The organism is Paraburkholderia phymatum (assembly GCF_038900715.1).
In the GTDB taxonomy this organism is placed as follows: Bacteria; Pseudomonadota; Gammaproteobacteria; order Burkholderiales; family Burkholderiaceae; genus Paraburkholderia; species Paraburkholderia phymatum_A.
In genome coordinates this window covers 100,316-116,481 of sequence record NZ_JAYMRZ010000007.1, presented here as the reverse complement: position 1 = coordinate 116,481, position 16,166 = coordinate 100,316, and the positions used below count along the sequence as shown (strand labels likewise).

Below are 16,166 nucleotides of genomic sequence, written 5' to 3'. Positions count from 1 at the left end.
AACCATCAGAGAGGCTGGAGATGTCTACTTACACCAAGGAACAGATCAGGAACATGGTCGACGGCAAGCTCGACTGGGACACGACGCTGCGCATGCTGTCGATGCCCAAGGACAGCGAGCGCTTTCAGATGTACGTCGAGTCATTGCAGCAGAAGCTCGGCTGGAAAGACCGCATCGTGCTGCCGCTCGGACCGCATCTGTACATCGTGCAGCAGTCGGCGACGAAGAAGTGGGTCACGCAGTGCGACTGCGGCCACGTGTTCTGCGACTACCGCGAGAACTGGAAGCTGCACGCGAACATCTTCGTGCGCGAGTCGGAAGAGGCAATGGACGAGGTCTATCCGCGCCTGATGTCGCCCGACACGCAATGGCAGGTGTATCGCGAGTACTACTGCCCCACGTGCGGCGCGATGCACGATGTCGAAGCCCCGACGCCGTGGTATCCCGTGATCCACGACTTCGAGCCCGACATCGACGCGTTCTACTCGGAATGGGTCAAGCTGCCCGTGCCCGAGCGCGTCGATTAGTCTGCTGTTTGACGCGTCGTAGCGGCTGTGTCCGCTTTTGACACAGGGTGTGAAGCAGCGTGTTCGATTTCCGGCCGTTCGATTTTCGGACGGCCGGTTTGTTTTCGGGCGCCGTAAATGCGCGCCGCCGACGCATCGCGCAACGGCACACCGGCCGCTCGCATGCATGGACCGGCTGGCGCGGCCATTGCTTTTGCAGACTGCGCCGCCGCGCCCGGAGGCGGCCGCTATCGGAGTAGGATATGCAGAGCGAAGGTCTGCTCGACGCGCTCGACGATAGCCGGGCAACCTCACAATTCGACGAAAAGGCCGATCACACGGCCTCGCGGCGCGCATTCTTGCGGGCCGTCAGGAGACACGCATGCAACAGACAGGAACGCCGATGGACTGGTTTTCCAGTCCGCAGCACGATGCCAGCATCATGGCCGCGTGGGAGCATCTGGTGGGCGGAGACGAATGGCATTCCACCGACGTGCGCAGCGTCGTCGATCATTCGTGGCAGCGTTGCCTCGTGAGCCGCGTCGATCCCGCCGCCGATCACGCGCCGCCGCCCGTCGGCGAAGACCAGTTGATGCAGTTGCGCGAGACGAACGTGCGCCTTCTCAACGCGAGCGTGCCGCTGATGCAGCAAACGCGCGAACTGCTGTCGCAGACGGGCACCGTGATGCTGCTCGCCAACCCCGATGGTGCGATTCTTCAGCAGGAAGGCGAGATGCGCATCGTCGAGCCCGCGCGCGAAGTCGGGCTGATACCCGGCTGCAACTGGACCGAGCTGAACTGCGGCACCAATGCGATCGGCACTGCGCTCGCACTGAAGCAAGCCGTGCAGATACACGGCGCCGAACACTTTTGCGCGGGGATCAAGCGCTGGACCTGTTCGGCGACGGTGATACGCGATCCCATCGACGGCCATGTACTCGGTGTGATCGACGTGTCGGGTCTCGCCGATACGTATAGCCGCTACAGTCTCGCGCTCGCCGTGTCGCTCGCTGGGCGCATCGAAAGCCGTCTCGCGAAGGACGCGATGGAGCGGCGTTTGCGTCTGCTGGATCGCTGCACGTCGGGCTTCGCTTCGCATGCATCGGATGCGATTCTCGTCATCGACGACGAAGGGCGGCTCGTCAAGGCGAACGCGCAAGTCGTGCCCGCGCTGCGCCGCCTCGGCTTCGACGTGCAACTCGATGCGGGCTTCGTGCTGCCCGGAATCGATTCGAAGGCCCATCATCCCGTGACGGCGAACGCGCCCGCGTGGCTGCGCTACGCGCGCGTCGAGACGCTCCGCGAAGGTGCCGTCGTGCTGGGGTTCATGATCGTGATACCGGGGACGGCGCACGTGCGCGGCGCAATCACGTCCGCGACGTCCGTGCGCGGACGGGACAGGCCGCGTGATGCGTCGAGTGCGTTCGGGCGCATCGTCGGCGACAGCAGCACGTTGCGCGCGGCCGTCGACAAGGCGCGCCAGCTTGCGCCGTCGAAGGTGCCCGTGCTGCTGCTCGGCGATACGGGCGTCGGCAAGGAACTGTTCGCGCAGGGCATCCATCAGGCGAGCGAACGCGCCGATGGGCCGTTCGTCGCGCTCAACTGCGGCGGGCTGTCGAGAGACCTGCTCGCGAGCGAGCTGTTCGGTTACGCGGAGGGCGCGTTCACGGGCGCGCGCAAGTCGGGTGCGGCGGGCAAGATCGAGGCGGCCGATGGCGGCACGCTGTTTCTCGACGAAATCGGCGAGATGCCGCTCGACATTCAGCCGCATCTGCTGCGCGTGCTCGAAGAGAACGAGATTTACCGGCTCGGCGAGAACACGCCGCGCAAGGTGAACTTCCGGCTCGTCGCCGCGACGCACCGCGATCTCAAGGACGCGATCGCGAAGGGCGCGTTCCGCATGGACCTGTTCTACCGGATCGCGGTGACGACGGTGTCGATACCGAGTTTGCGCGAGCGCGGAGAGGATCTGCCCGCGCTGATCGCGTACTGGCTCCGTCACCTGTGCGAGTGTTACGGCCTGCCGCCCAGGTCATTCGACGACGAAGCGTACGCGTGCCTGCTGAACTATGCGTGGCCCGGCAACGTGCGCGAGTTGCGCAATGCGATCGAGGGCGCGCTGCTGCTCGCCGATGGTCCCGCGATCACAGCGGACAAACTGCCCGCCGAAGTGGGCGCGGCGCGTCCGCCTGTCGCGCAGATCGCGCAACCCGAGTTGCACGAAGCGGTTGCGGCGACGGGCGAATCGCTGAAGATGGCGGAGGCCGAATACATTCGCCAGGCGTTGGCGCGGCATCGCGGCAATCTCACGCAAGCGGCCGCGCAACTGGGCATTGCGAAGAGCACGCTGTATGAGAAATTGCGCCGATACGATCTGCTCGCAGCAGTGAGCGATGTGCGGCGGCGCGGGACGTAAGGTTCATCTTCTTCTGACCTTTGACGATGTCGTGGCCGCTCACGCAACGCGCGAAACGGCATTCAATGTCGGGCGCGTTGCCGTGGGTGGGTAGACGCGCCACGATTTGTCGCCGTGCCGAAAGAAGACGATCGCATACGACCCGGACGTCTGCGATACGCTGACGCATTTGCAACCCGACATCGCATGCAGCTGGCCCTGTGCGCGCGAGATGCGGACCGAGATCGGCTGCGCGGAGCCGAACCATTTCTCGATCTGTCCGCGCAGTGAATGCGTATCGCCTTTCATGGCCGTCTCCTTGCCGCTTTGTCTCTGATCCATCGGCGCGCAGTCGAAATCAGGGGCGCCTGTTCCAGATAAAGCAACGGCCATGCCGAAGCGATGCGCGCGCATCGTCGACACGGCATCATCGACACGGCCAGATCAGAGAAGGTGAAGACGGTCAGTGCGTGCCGCGATGGCCCGACCGGACCGTACGGTTTTCGGTCGTGCTCGCGTCAGCCGGTACGAATCCCGTCCGCACGAGGCTCTTCATCGGTTCGAAGAGCGGCTCCGGAAGGTCCGTCCAGCGAAACCACGTCCATACCGAGCACTTGTCCGGCTCCATGAGTTGCGGCTGCGCGTCGGTCGAGACCGTGGCCTCGACAAAGCAGGTGACATAGTGTTTCCGAACATCGGGCATCACGTCATTGGTGTAGGGCGCCGGATAGACCGCTTCCAACGCGAGACCTGTTTCCTCCAGCACCTCACGCCGCGCGCATGACTCGATGCTTTCGCCGAACTCCAGGTGTCCGCCCGGAGGCGCCCATGTGCCCGCGCCATGCGAGCCGGCCCGCTTCCCGAGAAGAACCAATCCATCCCGAACGATGATGACCCCGACGCCAACCTGGGGCTGCGCATTGTTATCCATTGTCGAAGCCTGATGTGAGTTCGCGTGAAGGCGAGTTTGAATATGGCCCGTATCGTATCGGGACGTTGCGCGCAAGACAACGCGATGATTCGCGACGCTCGCTTCCGCGAAGTTCCGTTGATCGCTATCGTTCGATCGCAAGTTCACCCTCGTCCCTCAACGGAGCGCACCATGCGATTGAACGTCCTTTTGCGAACGACTCTTTGCTCTTCAGTGCTTCTGGCGATCATGCCGGCGATGGCCATTGCCGGCCCGTTCACGGTCAAGATCGATGACCTGAACCACGGGCGCTTCGCGAACGAACAGGTGTATGGCGGATTCGGCTGTCATGGCGACAACGTTTCGCCGCACATCTCGTGGTCGAACGTTCCACCGGGAACGAAGAGCATCGTCGTGACGATCCACGATCCCGATGCGCCGACGGGTGGACTCGGCTGGACGCATTGGGAGGTCGTCAACATACCGGCGTCGGAATCGTCGATCGGGAAGGGCGCTTCCGGCAATCCCAACGCGTTGCCGACGGGCGCCCTCGAAACGCTGACGGATTTCGGCGAGTCGAAATACGGCGGACCTTGCCCGCCTCAAGGAGAGACGCATCGATATGTCGTCACGGCATCGGCGCTCAGCGTTGCGCAGATCGACGTGAAGACGGCGTCGAGTCCCGCGCTCGTCGCCTATCAGATGCATGGAAAAGTGATCGCGCAAGCGCGGTATGTCGCGACCTATCACCGGGCCGCGAATTGAACGTTCGAAGTTGAACGTTCGACGTCGAGCATTCGATGCCGGGCGGGAGGTCACATGCGTGTCATCCCGCCGGCGTCGGCGGCTGCGCGGTCAGCTCGCTGCCTTCGAGCGGCGCAGCCATTCGTCGAAGCCGACGCGGCCCAGGCGCGCTTCACCCAGCGGCACGAGCGAATGCTCTTCGACGAGGCTGCCGAAGTATCGCGCGTTGGGATCCCTCACGACTTCACGCGGATCGCCGACGGCCTTCAGATAGCGCGCGATGAATTCGTCGAACGGCGCGCGCTCGGGGCCCGCGATCTCGACGATGCCGTTGCGAGGCGGCGCGATCCCGACATCGGCGACGGCAGCGGCCACGTCATCGGATGCGATCGGCTGGAAAAGGCCCGACGAAATCTTGACGACGTTTCCGTCCACGCTCGAATCGGCGATGCCGCCGAGAAATTCGAAGAACTGTGTCGAGCGGATGATGGTGTACGGGACGCCGGAGGTCACGATCAGTTTTTCCTGCGCGACCTTTGCGCGGAAATAGCCATTTTCCGGCGACCGTTCGATTCCGACGATCGAGAGCGCGACGTGATGCCGGACGCCCGCTTCCGCTTCGGCGGCGAGAAGATTGCGGCTGGAAGTCTCGAAGAATTCGAGCACCGCCTTGTCTTCGAACGACGGCGAATTGGCGAGGTCGATCACCACTTGCGCGCCCGTCAAGGCCTCGCTGAGCCCTTCGCCGGTGATCGCGTTGATGCCGCTTCTTGGCGATGCCGCGATGACCTCGTGGCCCGCGTCGCGCAGAATGGGGACGGTCTTCGAGCCGATCAGGCCCGTTCCGCCGATGACAACGATCTTCATGACTCACTCTCCTTGACTGCCGAATCGCGTTTGAGGACTTGCTCGGGCTTTGGCTCAACTTTGACAACAGGCGAAGCGGCGGCGCGCGTGTCAATACCCGCTGTCGGCGATTGCCTGTTGTCGCAAACGACCCGGTTGCGCAAGCGTTATTCGTGGCGCTCTCTGCGGGGCTTCGTGGAGGCGTATGTAACGCCGCACAGTCGGTGGCGTTCGCGGTGACAGAAGCCGTGAAGAATCGTCATCGGCCGGTGAGCCCCGTGCGTGTAAAAGCCGACGCACGTTTAACCATAGAACGTTTTTCGAAAAACAAAAAACCGCTGGCACGAGCCGGCGGTTTCGACGCAAGCGCAGTACTTCGATGAACGCGAAATGGCATCGGGCCTTGATTCGCTGCGAGTACAGCCACAAAAACAAAACGCGCCTTCAAACTTCGAGGCGCGTTTTGCTTCGGACCGGCGTTCGCTCAGTCGATGCCATGAAACACGGCATCGTCCGGGCCGAGATAGGCGGGCGGACGCCAGGCCGCATCGCGCATCGAATGCTGAACCAGCTTCTCGACGCCGAGCAGCACCGCGAAAATCGCCATCCGCACGGGAATGCCGTTGTCGGTCTGGCGGAAGATCGCGAGGCGCGAATCGTGATTCAGGTCCGTGCTCAGATCGTTCGCGCCGGGGCGGCTGTCGCGCGGCAGCGGATGCATGATCAGCGTGTCGGGGCCGCACACGGTATCGACGAGCGCCTGGTTGATCTGGAAATCGGGCGTGTAGCCTTCGAACGATTCGTCCGCGAAGCGCTCCTTCTGGATGCGCGTCGCGTAGACGACGTCCGCGCCGCGCAGACCGTTCGCGAGATCGTGCGTCTGCTCGACCACGTGGCCGTTGCGCGAAATCTGCTCGACGATGTACGAGGGCATTTCGAGCGTCGGCGGCGAGATCAGCGTGAACTTGATACCGCGATACAGCGCCAGCAGCTTGACGAGCGAATGCACGGTGCGCCCGTACTTGAGGTCGCCGACCAGCGCGATATGCGCGCCGTCGACGATCTTGCCCAGCCGCGAGAACTCGCGCTGGATCGTGTACAGGTCGAGCAGCGCCTGGCTCGGGTGCTCGCCGGGGCCGTCGCCGCCGTTGATCACGGGAATGTTGGTCGCGCGCGCGAATTCGGCCACGGAGCCCTGTTCCGGGTGACGGATCACGAGGGCATCGACGTAGCCGGCCATCACGCGGCTCGTGTCGTAGATCGATTCGCCCTTGGCCATCGACGAGAACGTGAAGCCCGTCGTATCGCACACCGAGCCGCCCAGGCGGCAGAACGCCGCGCCGAAGCTCACGCGGGTGCGCGTGCTGGCCTCGAAGAACAGATTGCCGAGCACCGCGCCTTCAAGCACGCGCGAGATTTTGCGGCGGCGCGCGATCGGCTGCATGATGTCCGCGACGCGGAACAGCGACTCGACGGCGTCGCGCGAGAACTGATCGACGGAAAGCAGTTGCGGCTTGCCTTCGAACAGAATCTGGCTGCTGAGCGATTGCGAATCTACGCTTTGCGTATACTTTTCCGCCGGCGCGCCGTTCACGACGATCTCCGACACGAAACGCTCGACGATTTCCGGCATCGCCCGCGATTCCTGCGAGTCGTCGGGCAAGAGCCACGTGTCGAGCGCGCGCTTCGACACGCCGATGCGCGTCGCGAAGCCGTCGCGGGTGAGGTTAAGACGCCGCATCGCGTCACGGAGAAAGGCTTGTTGCGGGACGCTCATGGGCTGCCTCTTTTTTCGTCAGGTGATTGATCGATATACGCGTTGCGTATATTAATTCGCCGTGCGAGGAAGTCAAGCAAATTCGTGTATCCGTTCGCCGAACGCGCGACGCTCCGGCACGCCGGATGCAGTGACGGCGGCAAGCCGCGCCGCTTTCCGGTTACACTTCCGTCCATGGAAACGGACTCGATGCTCCGCGAACGTCTCGAAACCAGCGCGCTTTTGCTCGCTGTGTTCGCGCGCGCCGCTGCTGCACAGGCATGCGCCGCTTCCAAGGCCAAAAAACAGCCGCTCATCTGACCGGAGCTGCTGTTCCGTCAGATGTGCGACGGAACAGCCTTATCCAGCCCGGTTTTCAAACTCCCGCTCCGATACTGCCTTCCTCGCCGCTGAACGGTTCCGATACGGTCGCGTTCGAGAAAAGTCATGTCCAATTTTTCGGGTATCTGGATTCCCCTTGTCACGCCGTTTGCCGCTGATGGCTCCGTCGACGAAAGTGCACTGCGCCGGCTCGTGAAGCTTTACGCGGAAGCGGGCGTCGCCGGCATCGTCGCGCTCGGCACGACGGGCGAGCCGTCGTCGCTCGACGCACACGAGCAGGAAGCCGTGCTCGCAGCCACGCTCGATGCCGCGCGCGGCGCGTTGCCCGTGATCGCCGGCGTATCGGGCAATAACGCGCGCAGCATGCGCGAGCGCGTGTTGCGCCTGAACGCACTGCCGCTCGCGGGGCTGCTGATCTCCGCGCCGTACTATGTGCGGCCGTCGCAAGCGGGCATCGCCGCGCACTTCGAAATGCTCGCCGACGCCAGCGAGCATCCCGTCGCGCTCTACGACATTCCCGCGCGAACCGGCGTGCGCATCGAGCCGGACACGTTGCTCTCGCTCGCCGCGCATCCGCGCATTCAAGCGGTCAAGGATTGCGCGGGCTCGCTCGACACGACGCACACGCTGATACTCGACGGCCGCCTGCAAGTGCTCGCCGGCGACGACATCCGCATCTTCGATACGCTCTGCATGGGCGGCAGCGGCGCGATCGCCGCGTCCGCGCATGTGTGGCCGCAGCGCTTCGTCGCGCTCGAGCGCGCGCTGAAGACGGGGCGCCTCGACGAAGGACGCGCGCTCTTTCACGCGCTCGTGCCGCTGATCCGGCTGCTGACGTCCGAGCCGAATCCCGCGCCCGTGAAGGCCGCGCTCGCCACGCTGGGCCTGATCGAAAACGAGCTGCGCGCGCCGATGACGCGTGCGAGCGAAAGCTTGCGCGAGCGATTGGCGGACATGATCGGCGCACATGATTTGCCTGATTTGCGCACCTGTTTTGCGCACCTGAGCGGTAGATGACGCGCATGTGAGGCACGCCGGATTGCGATTCGGGCTGTCCTGGCGCTGCGTTTCGCACGAGTGGCACGAGTCTCGCGAGTCGCGGACCGGCATCGGACTGCGACGAATCCGATGCCGTCCAATTTGAGATGTGCGTTTGGCGGGCAGCGTGATAATTCGCGCCACCCGTTTTTCATCACACTCAGATCGATTCGTCATCCTGCGTATGCTGATTCATCGCTTCACCATGCAACCCGCTGTGCTGCTCGTCGTTCGACTCATCGCGCAGTTCATCGCGCTACTCATCATGCGTCCGCCGGCTGCTCACGCATCGCATCGTGTGTGCATGCCGCGTCTCGATGCGCGCCCGACGAGGGGCGCGTTCTGATGTCGTTGATCTGGGGCACGGGCCGGAATCTGACGAACGGCGCGGTGCGTTTCGTCACGCGGCGCATGGCGTTTGCGATCGCGGTGCTGGTCGCGTGCGGCAGTTCCGCGCTGGCGTTGACGGCGGGCGTGATGATCGGCCGCGCGTGGCCGAAGAGCGACGCGGCCGCGCAGTCGGGCGACAGCCGCGTCCGGCGCGACTATACGATCGCGGAGCTTGGCAAGCTGAATGCAGCAATCGAACAGATGCAGCCACGTCTGACGCGGCTCGCATCGCAGGTCGCGACGCTGCACGACTTCGAAACGCGGCTGAAGACCATCAAGACCTTGCCGCGTCCCGTGTTCGCATCGCCGGCGCTTTCTGCAAGCGATCTGCTCGGCGACGATGCAGGCGACGATGTGATCGTCGGCGGCGCCGGCAACAAGGCGGACCGCGCGCAGGCGATCAAGGGCGCCGGAAAGGCGGGCGGCGGCAAGGACCACGGCGCCGCCAGCGAAGTCCGGGCAAAAGCGAACGAAGGCAACGACGACAATTCCGCATCCGATGGAAAACCCGCCAAACCCGGCGAAACAAAGAACGGCAAGGCGAGCGACGCCGCCGTGATAACGGGCGAAGGCGGTCCGTCGCTGCCGCCGCGCCGCTGCGACGAGCTGACGTCCGAACGGGTGCGCGACGCCGTCGAGATTCATCAGCAGATCGGCTGTCTCGTCGCGACGCTCGCCGCGCTGGAGCAGGAAACGACGATGCACGTCGCGAACTGGGAGTCGTTTCCGGGCCGTATGCCCGTCGACGGCGCGCACTTCGGATCGCCGTTCGGCAATCGTGTCGATCCGTTCACGCATCACCTCAGCTTTCATCCGGGCGTCGATCTCGTCGCGATGACGGGCACGCCGATTCTCGCCGCGGCGGGCGGCCACGTGATCCGCGCGGGCCCGGAGAGCGGCTACGGCAACGCAGTCGAAATCGATCATGGCAACGGCCTGATTACACGCTATGGGCACGCATCGCGAATCGTCGTGCAGGAAGGCGATCTCGTGCTGCCGCGCCAGCATATCGCCGACATCGGTTCGACGGGCCGTTCGACGGGGCCGCATCTGCACTTCGAGGTGCTGGTCAACGGCGCGCCCGTCGATCCCGCCGACTATCTCGCACTTTTCATGGAGCCGTCTCATGGCTGACCGCATCGGCGCATTGAGCCGCTTGCGCGGGCGCCGCATCACGCAGCGCGCGTATGAACTACAGCCCGTGCGCTCGCGGGGCACGCGCATCGCGACGTGGACGCTCGCTTGCATCGCATGTGTCGCGTGCGTCGTGGCGGGCGGCGCGGCGGTGCGGGCGTACGACTTGCACGTCGCGGCGGCGCACGCGTCATGCACGACGCCCACGACGCCGGCTTCGCGCGACGACGTACAGGACGCACTGATGCGCGCGCAACTTGCGCTGAAACAGGAAGCGGCGTCGCGCGCGACGGTGCAGAAGTCGGCCGACGCACTCGCAGTCGAAGTCGGCCGGCTCAAGGCTCAGGTGCTGTTCCTGCAAGGCCAGAGTCATTCGCGCCGTTAGCGCGGCGCGCGGTGCGCCGCATTGACGGCGCGTTCTCAACCTCAATCCGATATCGATCATGTTCAGCAAGAAGAAGTCACCCGGCGTCACCCAGAGCAAACTGGCCACCTTGATCGCGCACGACGTGTATGTGACGGGCGATCTCGAGTTCAGCGAAGGCCTGCGCATGGACGGTCATGTGAAAGGCAACGTCACGGGCAAGGCGGGGTGCGAGACGCTGCTCGTGCTGAGCAATCGCGGCTCGATCACGGGGAACGTGTACGGCTACGACGTGATCATCAACGGCACGATTACGGGCGACGTGATTGCCGATCACTTCGTCGAGTTGCAGGAGAACGCGCACATCACGGGCAATATCTACTACCAGCAGTTGAGGATGGATGTCGGCGCGTCCGTCGACGGCAAGCTCACTCGCCGGGAAGCGACGCATGCAGTCACGAGCCCGTACATCGAGCACGCGACAGAGCATGTGCCGCATACGGGCCACGAAGTGCAAGCCGTCGATCAATAAGGTTTTTGCAAAGGCTTGCCGCTCGTCACGCACGGGACAAAGCGGCGCAAAGCCGCAAGCCACGCGCATGCGCGAATCAGGCGGCCGTCATGCGGTCCTGAAGCAGTTCGCTGAACGCGTCGGCCGTGAGCGGCTTGCCGAGCAGAAAGCCCTGCATTTCGTCGCATTGCAGGTCCTTGAGCTTGTCGAGTTGCGAGGCCGTTTCGACGCCTTCCGCCACCACGTCCATTTCCAGCGAGTGCGCGAGCGCGATGATCGCCTGCACGATCGCGCTGCCTTCATGGCCGTGTGCGTCGAGCCCGTTCGTGAAGAAGCGGTCGATCTTCAACTGCTTCACGCGAAAGCGCTGCAAATAGGCGAGGCTCGAATAGCCGGTGCCGAAATCGTCGATTGAAATTTCGAAGCCGCTGTTCTGGAATTCGCGGATCATGTCGGTCGTCCTGGCTGCGTCCTGCATCGCGACCGATTCAGTGATCTCGAACATGATCTGGCTGCAATCGACGTTTTCGCTGTGCACGATCTCCAGCATCTTCTCGATCAGATCCGGCTGCGCCATCTGCCGGGGCGACAGATTGATCGCGACTTTCGTCGGCGGCAGGCCCGACGCTTCCCAACTGCGTATGTGGCGGCACGCCTCGCGCAGCACCCAATAGCCGATCTGCACGATCTGTCCGGAGCGTTCGGCGATCGGGATGAAGTCCATCGGCACGAGCGCGCCGAGTTCCGGGTGGTTCAGGCGGATCAGCGCTTCGGCGCCTGCGACGTCGCCGCTGTCGCCGCGAAACTTCGGCTGGAAATGCAGCGAGAAATAGCCTCGGTCGAGCGCTTCGTGCAGCGCGCTCTGAATCTTCAGCGTGCGCATCGCCGCTTCGTTCATGTGCGCTTCGAAGAAGCGATACGCGCTGCGCCCGCCACGCTTCGCTTCGTACATCGCGGCGTCGGCGTGCTTCAACAGCTCGTCGACGGAATCGCCATCCTGCGGATAAAGCGCAATGCCGATGCTCGGCATGATCTGCAGCGTCTGGCTTGCCGTATCGATGCCTTTGCGCATCCGTTCGAGCACGGCATCGGCCAGCTTCGCTGCGTCGTCTGGTGCGCCGAGGTTTTCGGCGAGCACGATGAACTCGTCGCCGCCGAGCCGCGACACGGTATCGGCACCGCGCACGCATTGCAGCAGGTTGTGCGCAAACGCTTTCAACACTTCGTCGCCGTATGCGTGGCCGAGCGAATCGTTGATCGTCTTGAAGCCGTCGATATCCATGAACAGAATCGCGAAGCTGCGCCCCGTGAACTTCGACACGACGATCGCGCGTTCGATGCGCTCGGTCAGCGTGCGGCGGTTGGGCAGATCGGTGAGCGTGTCATAGGTGGCGAGGCGGACGATCTGGCTGTTCAGCGACGACACGGAACCGGCGAGGAAGGTGGTGCGCGCATCGAAGCGCGACAGGATCAGCGTGACGATCAGAATCGCGAACGTGAACACCATGATCGTGGTCGCGAGCCACTGCGCGTTGACGCCGTGCGCCGCGCCGCAGATCGAGCCTGGCAGAAAGTCGGCGGCGGCCATGCCCGTGTAGTGCATGCCCGTGATCGCAAGGCCCATGACGCCGGCTGCGCCGATGCGCTTGGCCAGCACGCGATGCACGTTCGCGTCGCGCAACGCATGCGCGATCCACAGCGCCGTGATGGAAACCACGATCGCGACCGCGACGGACGCGGCGAACAGCGACGGGCGATAGTGGATGCCCGGCTGCATCTGCATCGCCGCCATGCCGGTGTAGTGCATGCCCACGATGCCGATGCCCATCAGCACGCCGCCCGTCACGAGCCGTTTGACCGGGAGGGCGGGGCGCGCCACCTGATAAAGCGCGAAGTACGACACCACGATCGCAATGCCGAGCGAATAGCCGGTGATCGCGAAGTCGTAGCCGAGCGGTATCGGCAGTGAAAACGCGAGCATCGCGATGAAGTGCATCGACCAGATGCCCGTGCCCATCGCGGCCGCACCGCCCGCGAGCCACAGGTGGCGCACGCGTGCGCGGGCCATCGTCGAAATGCGTCCGGCGAGGTCGAGCGCCGTGTACGACGCGAGCGTTGCGACAGCGAGCGACACGGCGACCAGACCCAGGTTGTAAGTGCTCTGCATGTCGGTCCGTTGCTAAAGGAATGTTCCCACAACGGGCTAACGGCAAAATCTTTAATTAATTGAGTAAAAATCCAAAACGCTTATTCGAAAACGTTTGGCGCGTTTTAAAGGCTCTTTTGATTTCGAGGATTTAAAAGAGGAGATTGCGCGTGTTATCCGCGAATTGGAACGCAATTCGTTGTCGGGCGCGCGGCGTCGCGAAGAAGAGAGCGATGCGTACCGCCGATGCAATTCGGCCAACGGCATCGAAGGAAACAGGAAGACAGCAGGAAGAAAGCAGAAAGAAAGGCAGGAAGAAAACAAACGAGGGCCGCAACAGCCGCGGCCCTCGTTCGACAGACTGAATTAAATGCAGTGCCAGCCGTCAATGCGGCAGAGCCGGGATCATCCAGCTCAACACGTGTTGCTGGAGGAACACCAGCAGGCCGAGCAGCAGGGTCAGGAACACGCTATGCCAGAACGTGCGGGCGAACACGACGCCTTCCTGGCCTTTCAGTTCCGTCGTCGAGACACCCGTTGCGATGTTCTGCGGCGAGATCATCTTGCCCATCACGCCGCCCGACGAGTTCGTCGCCGCCATCAGCACGGGATCGAGGCCCACCTGGCGCGCGGCCACGACCTGCAGGTTGCCGAACAGCGCGTTACCCGAGGTGTCGCTGCCCGACAGAAACACGGCCACCCAGCCAAGCGATGCCGAAACGAGCGGGAACAGCGCACCCGTCGACGCGACGCCCATGCCGAGCGTGTAGCTCATGCCCGAGTAGTTCAGCAGATACGCGAGGCCGACGATCATCATCACCGTCGCGATTGCAATGCGCGTCTGACGCCACGTCTTCAACACGCACTCGAAGAAGCTGCCGACGCTCGTGCGCGTCCACGCAGCCGTGATTACGGCCGCGAGCAGGATCGCCGTGCCCGTGCCGAGCGGCTGGAAGTCCCAGACGGCCGCATAAGGCTTGTTGTAGAGCGTCACATAGACGGCGTTGTGCAAGCCCGGCCATTTCACCTTGATGTCGCCGATCGACGCGATGTCGGCATGGACCCAGACGATCACCACCACGGACACGATGATCCACGGCAGCCAGCCGCCGTAGCCGACGCGTGCGCCGTTATTCTCGATGCCGGCGCTGCGCACGACGGCGAACTTGGGGTCGGGCTCGGGGCGCCAGACCTTGAGGAAGGCGATCGTCACGATCAGCGACGTGAGCGACGACAGCACGTCCGTGAGCTGGTAGCCGAGAAAGTTCGACGTGACGAACTGCGCGAGCGCGAAGCTGCCGCCCGACACGAGAAGCGCCGGCCACAGCTGGCGGATCGAGCGGAAACCGCCGTAGATGCCGACGACGTAAAAAGGCAGCAGCAGCGCGAAGAACGGCAACTGCCTGCCGACCATTGCGCCGAGGGTCGCGGCGGGCAGCGACGTCACGGCGCCGAGCACGGTGATCGGCACGCCGAGCGCGCCGAATGCGACGGGCGCGGTGTTGAAGATCAGCGTGAAAGTGAGCGCCTCCAGTGCGGGAAAGCCCAGGCCGACGAGCAGCGCGCTCGTGATTGCCACGGGCGTGCCGAAGCCGGAAATGCCTTCGAGCAGACATCCGAACGAGAACGCGACGACGAGCAGCACGAGCCGCCTGTCATCGGGCAGATGGTCCAGCATCCACTGGCGGAACTGCTCGAAGCGTCCGGACTTGACCGCGATGTTGTAGAGCAGCAGCGCGTTGACCACGATCCACATCACGGGTACGAGCGCGAGCGCCATGCCTGCGCCGACCGCATCGAACGCGATGCCGGCGGGCATGCCCCATACGCCCGTCGCAATCGCGAGACCGGCGATCAGGCCCGCCAGCGACGCCTGCCATGCGGGCCGGCGAAGCACGCCGAGCATGACGAGCGCAACCGCGATCGGCACGGCCGCGACGAGAAACGAAAAGAGAAGCGAATTGCCGACGGGCGTCAGCGGTTGTGCGAAAAGTACTCCTGGCGGTACGGCGGTTGTTAATGCCATATTGTCTTTGTCTCCTGTGTCCGTTCCCGGGATCGGCGAACTGGGTCTTCGATTTGTTGCTGGTCTGGGAATCGCAGTTTCTTTACCGCACGGACGCCCGGTAACGCTGCGTTTGTCGCTTGCTTTCTTTGTGTAATTCGATTCCGCAATACCCCAAACCTGGCGCATTTTTACTGCATCGCCGTGCAGTGTCTATCTGCCGTGGATGTGGTAATACCAGTTTGTGCGCAGTCGCGGAGAGCTCGGTGCAGACACAACCAGTGCGCATAACGATTGCCGCCGTGTAATCGCAGGAGCGTGGCGATCAACTAAAGGTGGTCATACCAGCCGGTCGACATGGCGGACGGGCGCTGCAGCGTGCTCGTTCGATGTTCGCCATGTGAAAATGGCGAGGCCCGCACATCGAAGCGAAGCAGAACACGAACGGGAGCAATGACATGACGTCTGATCCGATTGGCGCACGCGATACAGCAGTGGCGCGTCTGCTCGATCAAGCACTGCATCGCGATGCAGCCGATACCGTGATGTTCGCGCGCCTGATCGGCGCGAAGCTTGCGAGCGGAGAGGCGTTGCATCTCGGCCTCGCGCGCGACGCGCTCGACGCGTTGCTTTCGCGTCACTTTCGGGGTGCGCAGCCATTGCACTTTGCATCCGAACGCATCGCCTCATCGGAACATGAGCCCTTCGTCGATGCGATGCGCGAATTGCTGCTGCGCCATGAATCGGCGCGTCCGGCCGCCGACCGCGACGCGCAATGTCTCGCGACGATCATCGCGACGGCGTGTCTGCGCCCCGATCATCTATGGCGCGATCTCGGTCTCGATGGGCGCGATGATGTGACGGACATTCTCACGCGCCACTATCCGCAGCTCGTCGCGCGAAACATCGATGGCCTGCGCTGGAAGAAATTCCTCGCGCGAGAACTGGCGCTCGCAGAGGGGCGCGCGCCTGCGCCCGCGCCGGGCTGTCCCGGTTGCGAGGACTATGGCTTCTGCTATCCGGCCCGCTGATCGCCGCTGATCCGGGCAAACCCCCACGTGGAAACCCGCTGTCATATA

Annotated in this window: 16 protein-coding genes; 10 read left to right on the top strand and 6 right to left on the bottom strand. The window is 63.7% G+C overall.

Translation table 11 applies throughout. The annotated features are described in order from the left end of the window. The first annotated feature begins 20 nt into the window (after positions 1 to 20). Positions 21 to 527 carry an acetone carboxylase subunit gamma gene (locus tag VSR68_RS15195; protein ID WP_342940636.1) on the top strand — a complete coding sequence of 169 codons (507 nt, stop codon included), beginning with the start codon at positions 21 to 23 and terminating at the stop codon, positions 525 to 527. A 361-nt stretch (positions 528 to 888) separates the two neighbouring features. Then, complete coding sequence (locus VSR68_RS15190; RefSeq protein ID WP_342940635.1) at positions 889 to 2,922, top strand: sigma-54-dependent Fis family transcriptional regulator; 2,034 nt, start codon at positions 889 to 891, stop codon at positions 2,920 to 2,922. Between the two features lie 39 nt (positions 2,923 to 2,961). On the opposite strand, the gene VSR68_RS15185 is transcribed toward VSR68_RS15190, so the two are convergent. Together VSR68_RS15185 and VSR68_RS15180 are read right to left on the bottom strand one after the other, a co-directional pair. Beyond that, positions 2,962 to 3,210, bottom strand: a complete 249-nt coding sequence (locus VSR68_RS15185; protein ID WP_342940634.1) for a hypothetical protein — start codon at positions 3,208 to 3,210, stop codon at positions 2,962 to 2,964. Between the two features lie 154 nt (positions 3,211 to 3,364). Continuing rightward, positions 3,365 to 3,832, bottom strand: coding sequence for an NUDIX hydrolase (locus VSR68_RS15180; protein WP_342940633.1), 468 nt, complete (start codon positions 3,830 to 3,832; stop codon positions 3,365 to 3,367). A 171-nt stretch (positions 3,833 to 4,003) separates the two neighbouring features. On the opposite strand from VSR68_RS15180, the gene VSR68_RS15175 reads away from it, so the two are divergent. Further along, positions 4,004 to 4,576, top strand: coding sequence for a YbhB/YbcL family Raf kinase inhibitor-like protein (locus VSR68_RS15175; RefSeq protein ID WP_342940632.1), 573 nt, complete (start codon positions 4,004 to 4,006; stop codon positions 4,574 to 4,576). A 90-nt stretch (positions 4,577 to 4,666) separates the two neighbouring features. On the opposite strand, the gene VSR68_RS15170 is transcribed toward VSR68_RS15175, so the two are convergent. Next, complete coding sequence (locus VSR68_RS15170) at positions 4,667 to 5,422, bottom strand: SDR family oxidoreductase (protein WP_342940631.1); 756 nt, start codon at positions 5,420 to 5,422, stop codon at positions 4,667 to 4,669. A gap of 463 nt (positions 5,423 to 5,885) precedes the next feature. Next, a complete protein-coding gene (locus tag VSR68_RS15165; RefSeq protein WP_342940630.1) occupies positions 5,886 to 7,178 on the bottom strand; it encodes an aspartate carbamoyltransferase in 1,293 nt (430 codons plus the stop codon). Between the two features lie 84 nt (positions 7,179 to 7,262). On the opposite strand from VSR68_RS15165, the gene VSR68_RS15160 reads away from it, so the two are divergent. From VSR68_RS15160 to VSR68_RS15140, 5 genes are all read left to right on the top strand, one after another. Beyond that, positions 7,263 to 7,478: a hypothetical protein gene (locus VSR68_RS15160; protein WP_342940629.1), complete on the top strand. Its 216-nt coding sequence runs from the start codon at positions 7,263 to 7,265 to the stop codon at positions 7,476 to 7,478. A gap of 126 nt (positions 7,479 to 7,604) precedes the next feature. After that, complete coding sequence (dapA, locus tag VSR68_RS15155; RefSeq protein ID WP_342940628.1) at positions 7,605 to 8,516, top strand: 4-hydroxy-tetrahydrodipicolinate synthase; 912 nt, start codon at positions 7,605 to 7,607, stop codon at positions 8,514 to 8,516. 366 nt (positions 8,517 to 8,882) lie between these two features. Further along, positions 8,883 to 10,061 carry a M23 family metallopeptidase gene (locus VSR68_RS15150; RefSeq protein ID WP_342940627.1) on the top strand — a complete coding sequence of 393 codons (1,179 nt, stop codon included), beginning with the start codon at positions 8,883 to 8,885 and terminating at the stop codon, positions 10,059 to 10,061. Beyond that, entirely contained in the window at positions 10,054 to 10,446 is a 393-nt protein-coding gene (locus tag VSR68_RS15145) for a hypothetical protein (RefSeq protein ID WP_342940626.1), read from the top strand. Before VSR68_RS15150 ends, VSR68_RS15145 begins: the two co-directional genes overlap by 8 nt. Before the next feature lie 58 nt (positions 10,447 to 10,504). After that, on the top strand, positions 10,505 to 10,957 hold the full coding sequence (locus tag VSR68_RS15140) for a polymer-forming cytoskeletal protein (RefSeq protein ID WP_342940625.1): 453 nt from the start codon (positions 10,505 to 10,507) through the stop codon (positions 10,955 to 10,957). 76 nt (positions 10,958 to 11,033) lie between these two features. On the opposite strand, the gene VSR68_RS15135 is transcribed toward VSR68_RS15140, so the two are convergent. After that, on the bottom strand, positions 11,034 to 13,103 hold the full coding sequence (locus VSR68_RS15135) for a putative bifunctional diguanylate cyclase/phosphodiesterase (RefSeq protein ID WP_342940624.1): 2,070 nt from the start codon (positions 13,101 to 13,103) through the stop codon (positions 11,034 to 11,036). Positions 13,104 to 13,197: 94 nt separating this feature from the next. On the opposite strand from VSR68_RS15135, the gene VSR68_RS15130 reads away from it, so the two are divergent. Then, positions 13,198 to 13,452: a hypothetical protein gene (locus VSR68_RS15130; RefSeq protein ID WP_342940623.1), complete on the top strand. Its 255-nt coding sequence runs from the start codon at positions 13,198 to 13,200 to the stop codon at positions 13,450 to 13,452. A 15-nt stretch (positions 13,453 to 13,467) separates the two neighbouring features. On the opposite strand, the gene VSR68_RS15125 is transcribed toward VSR68_RS15130, so the two are convergent. Beyond that, entirely contained in the window at positions 13,468 to 15,108 is a 1,641-nt protein-coding gene (locus tag VSR68_RS15125) for an L-lactate permease (protein WP_342940622.1), read from the bottom strand. A 437-nt stretch (positions 15,109 to 15,545) separates the two neighbouring features. On the opposite strand from VSR68_RS15125, the gene VSR68_RS15120 reads away from it, so the two are divergent. Next, positions 15,546 to 16,118, top strand: coding sequence for a nitrogen fixation protein NifQ (locus VSR68_RS15120; protein WP_342940621.1), 573 nt, complete (start codon positions 15,546 to 15,548; stop codon positions 16,116 to 16,118). The last annotated feature ends 48 nt before the right edge of the window (positions 16,119 to 16,166 follow it).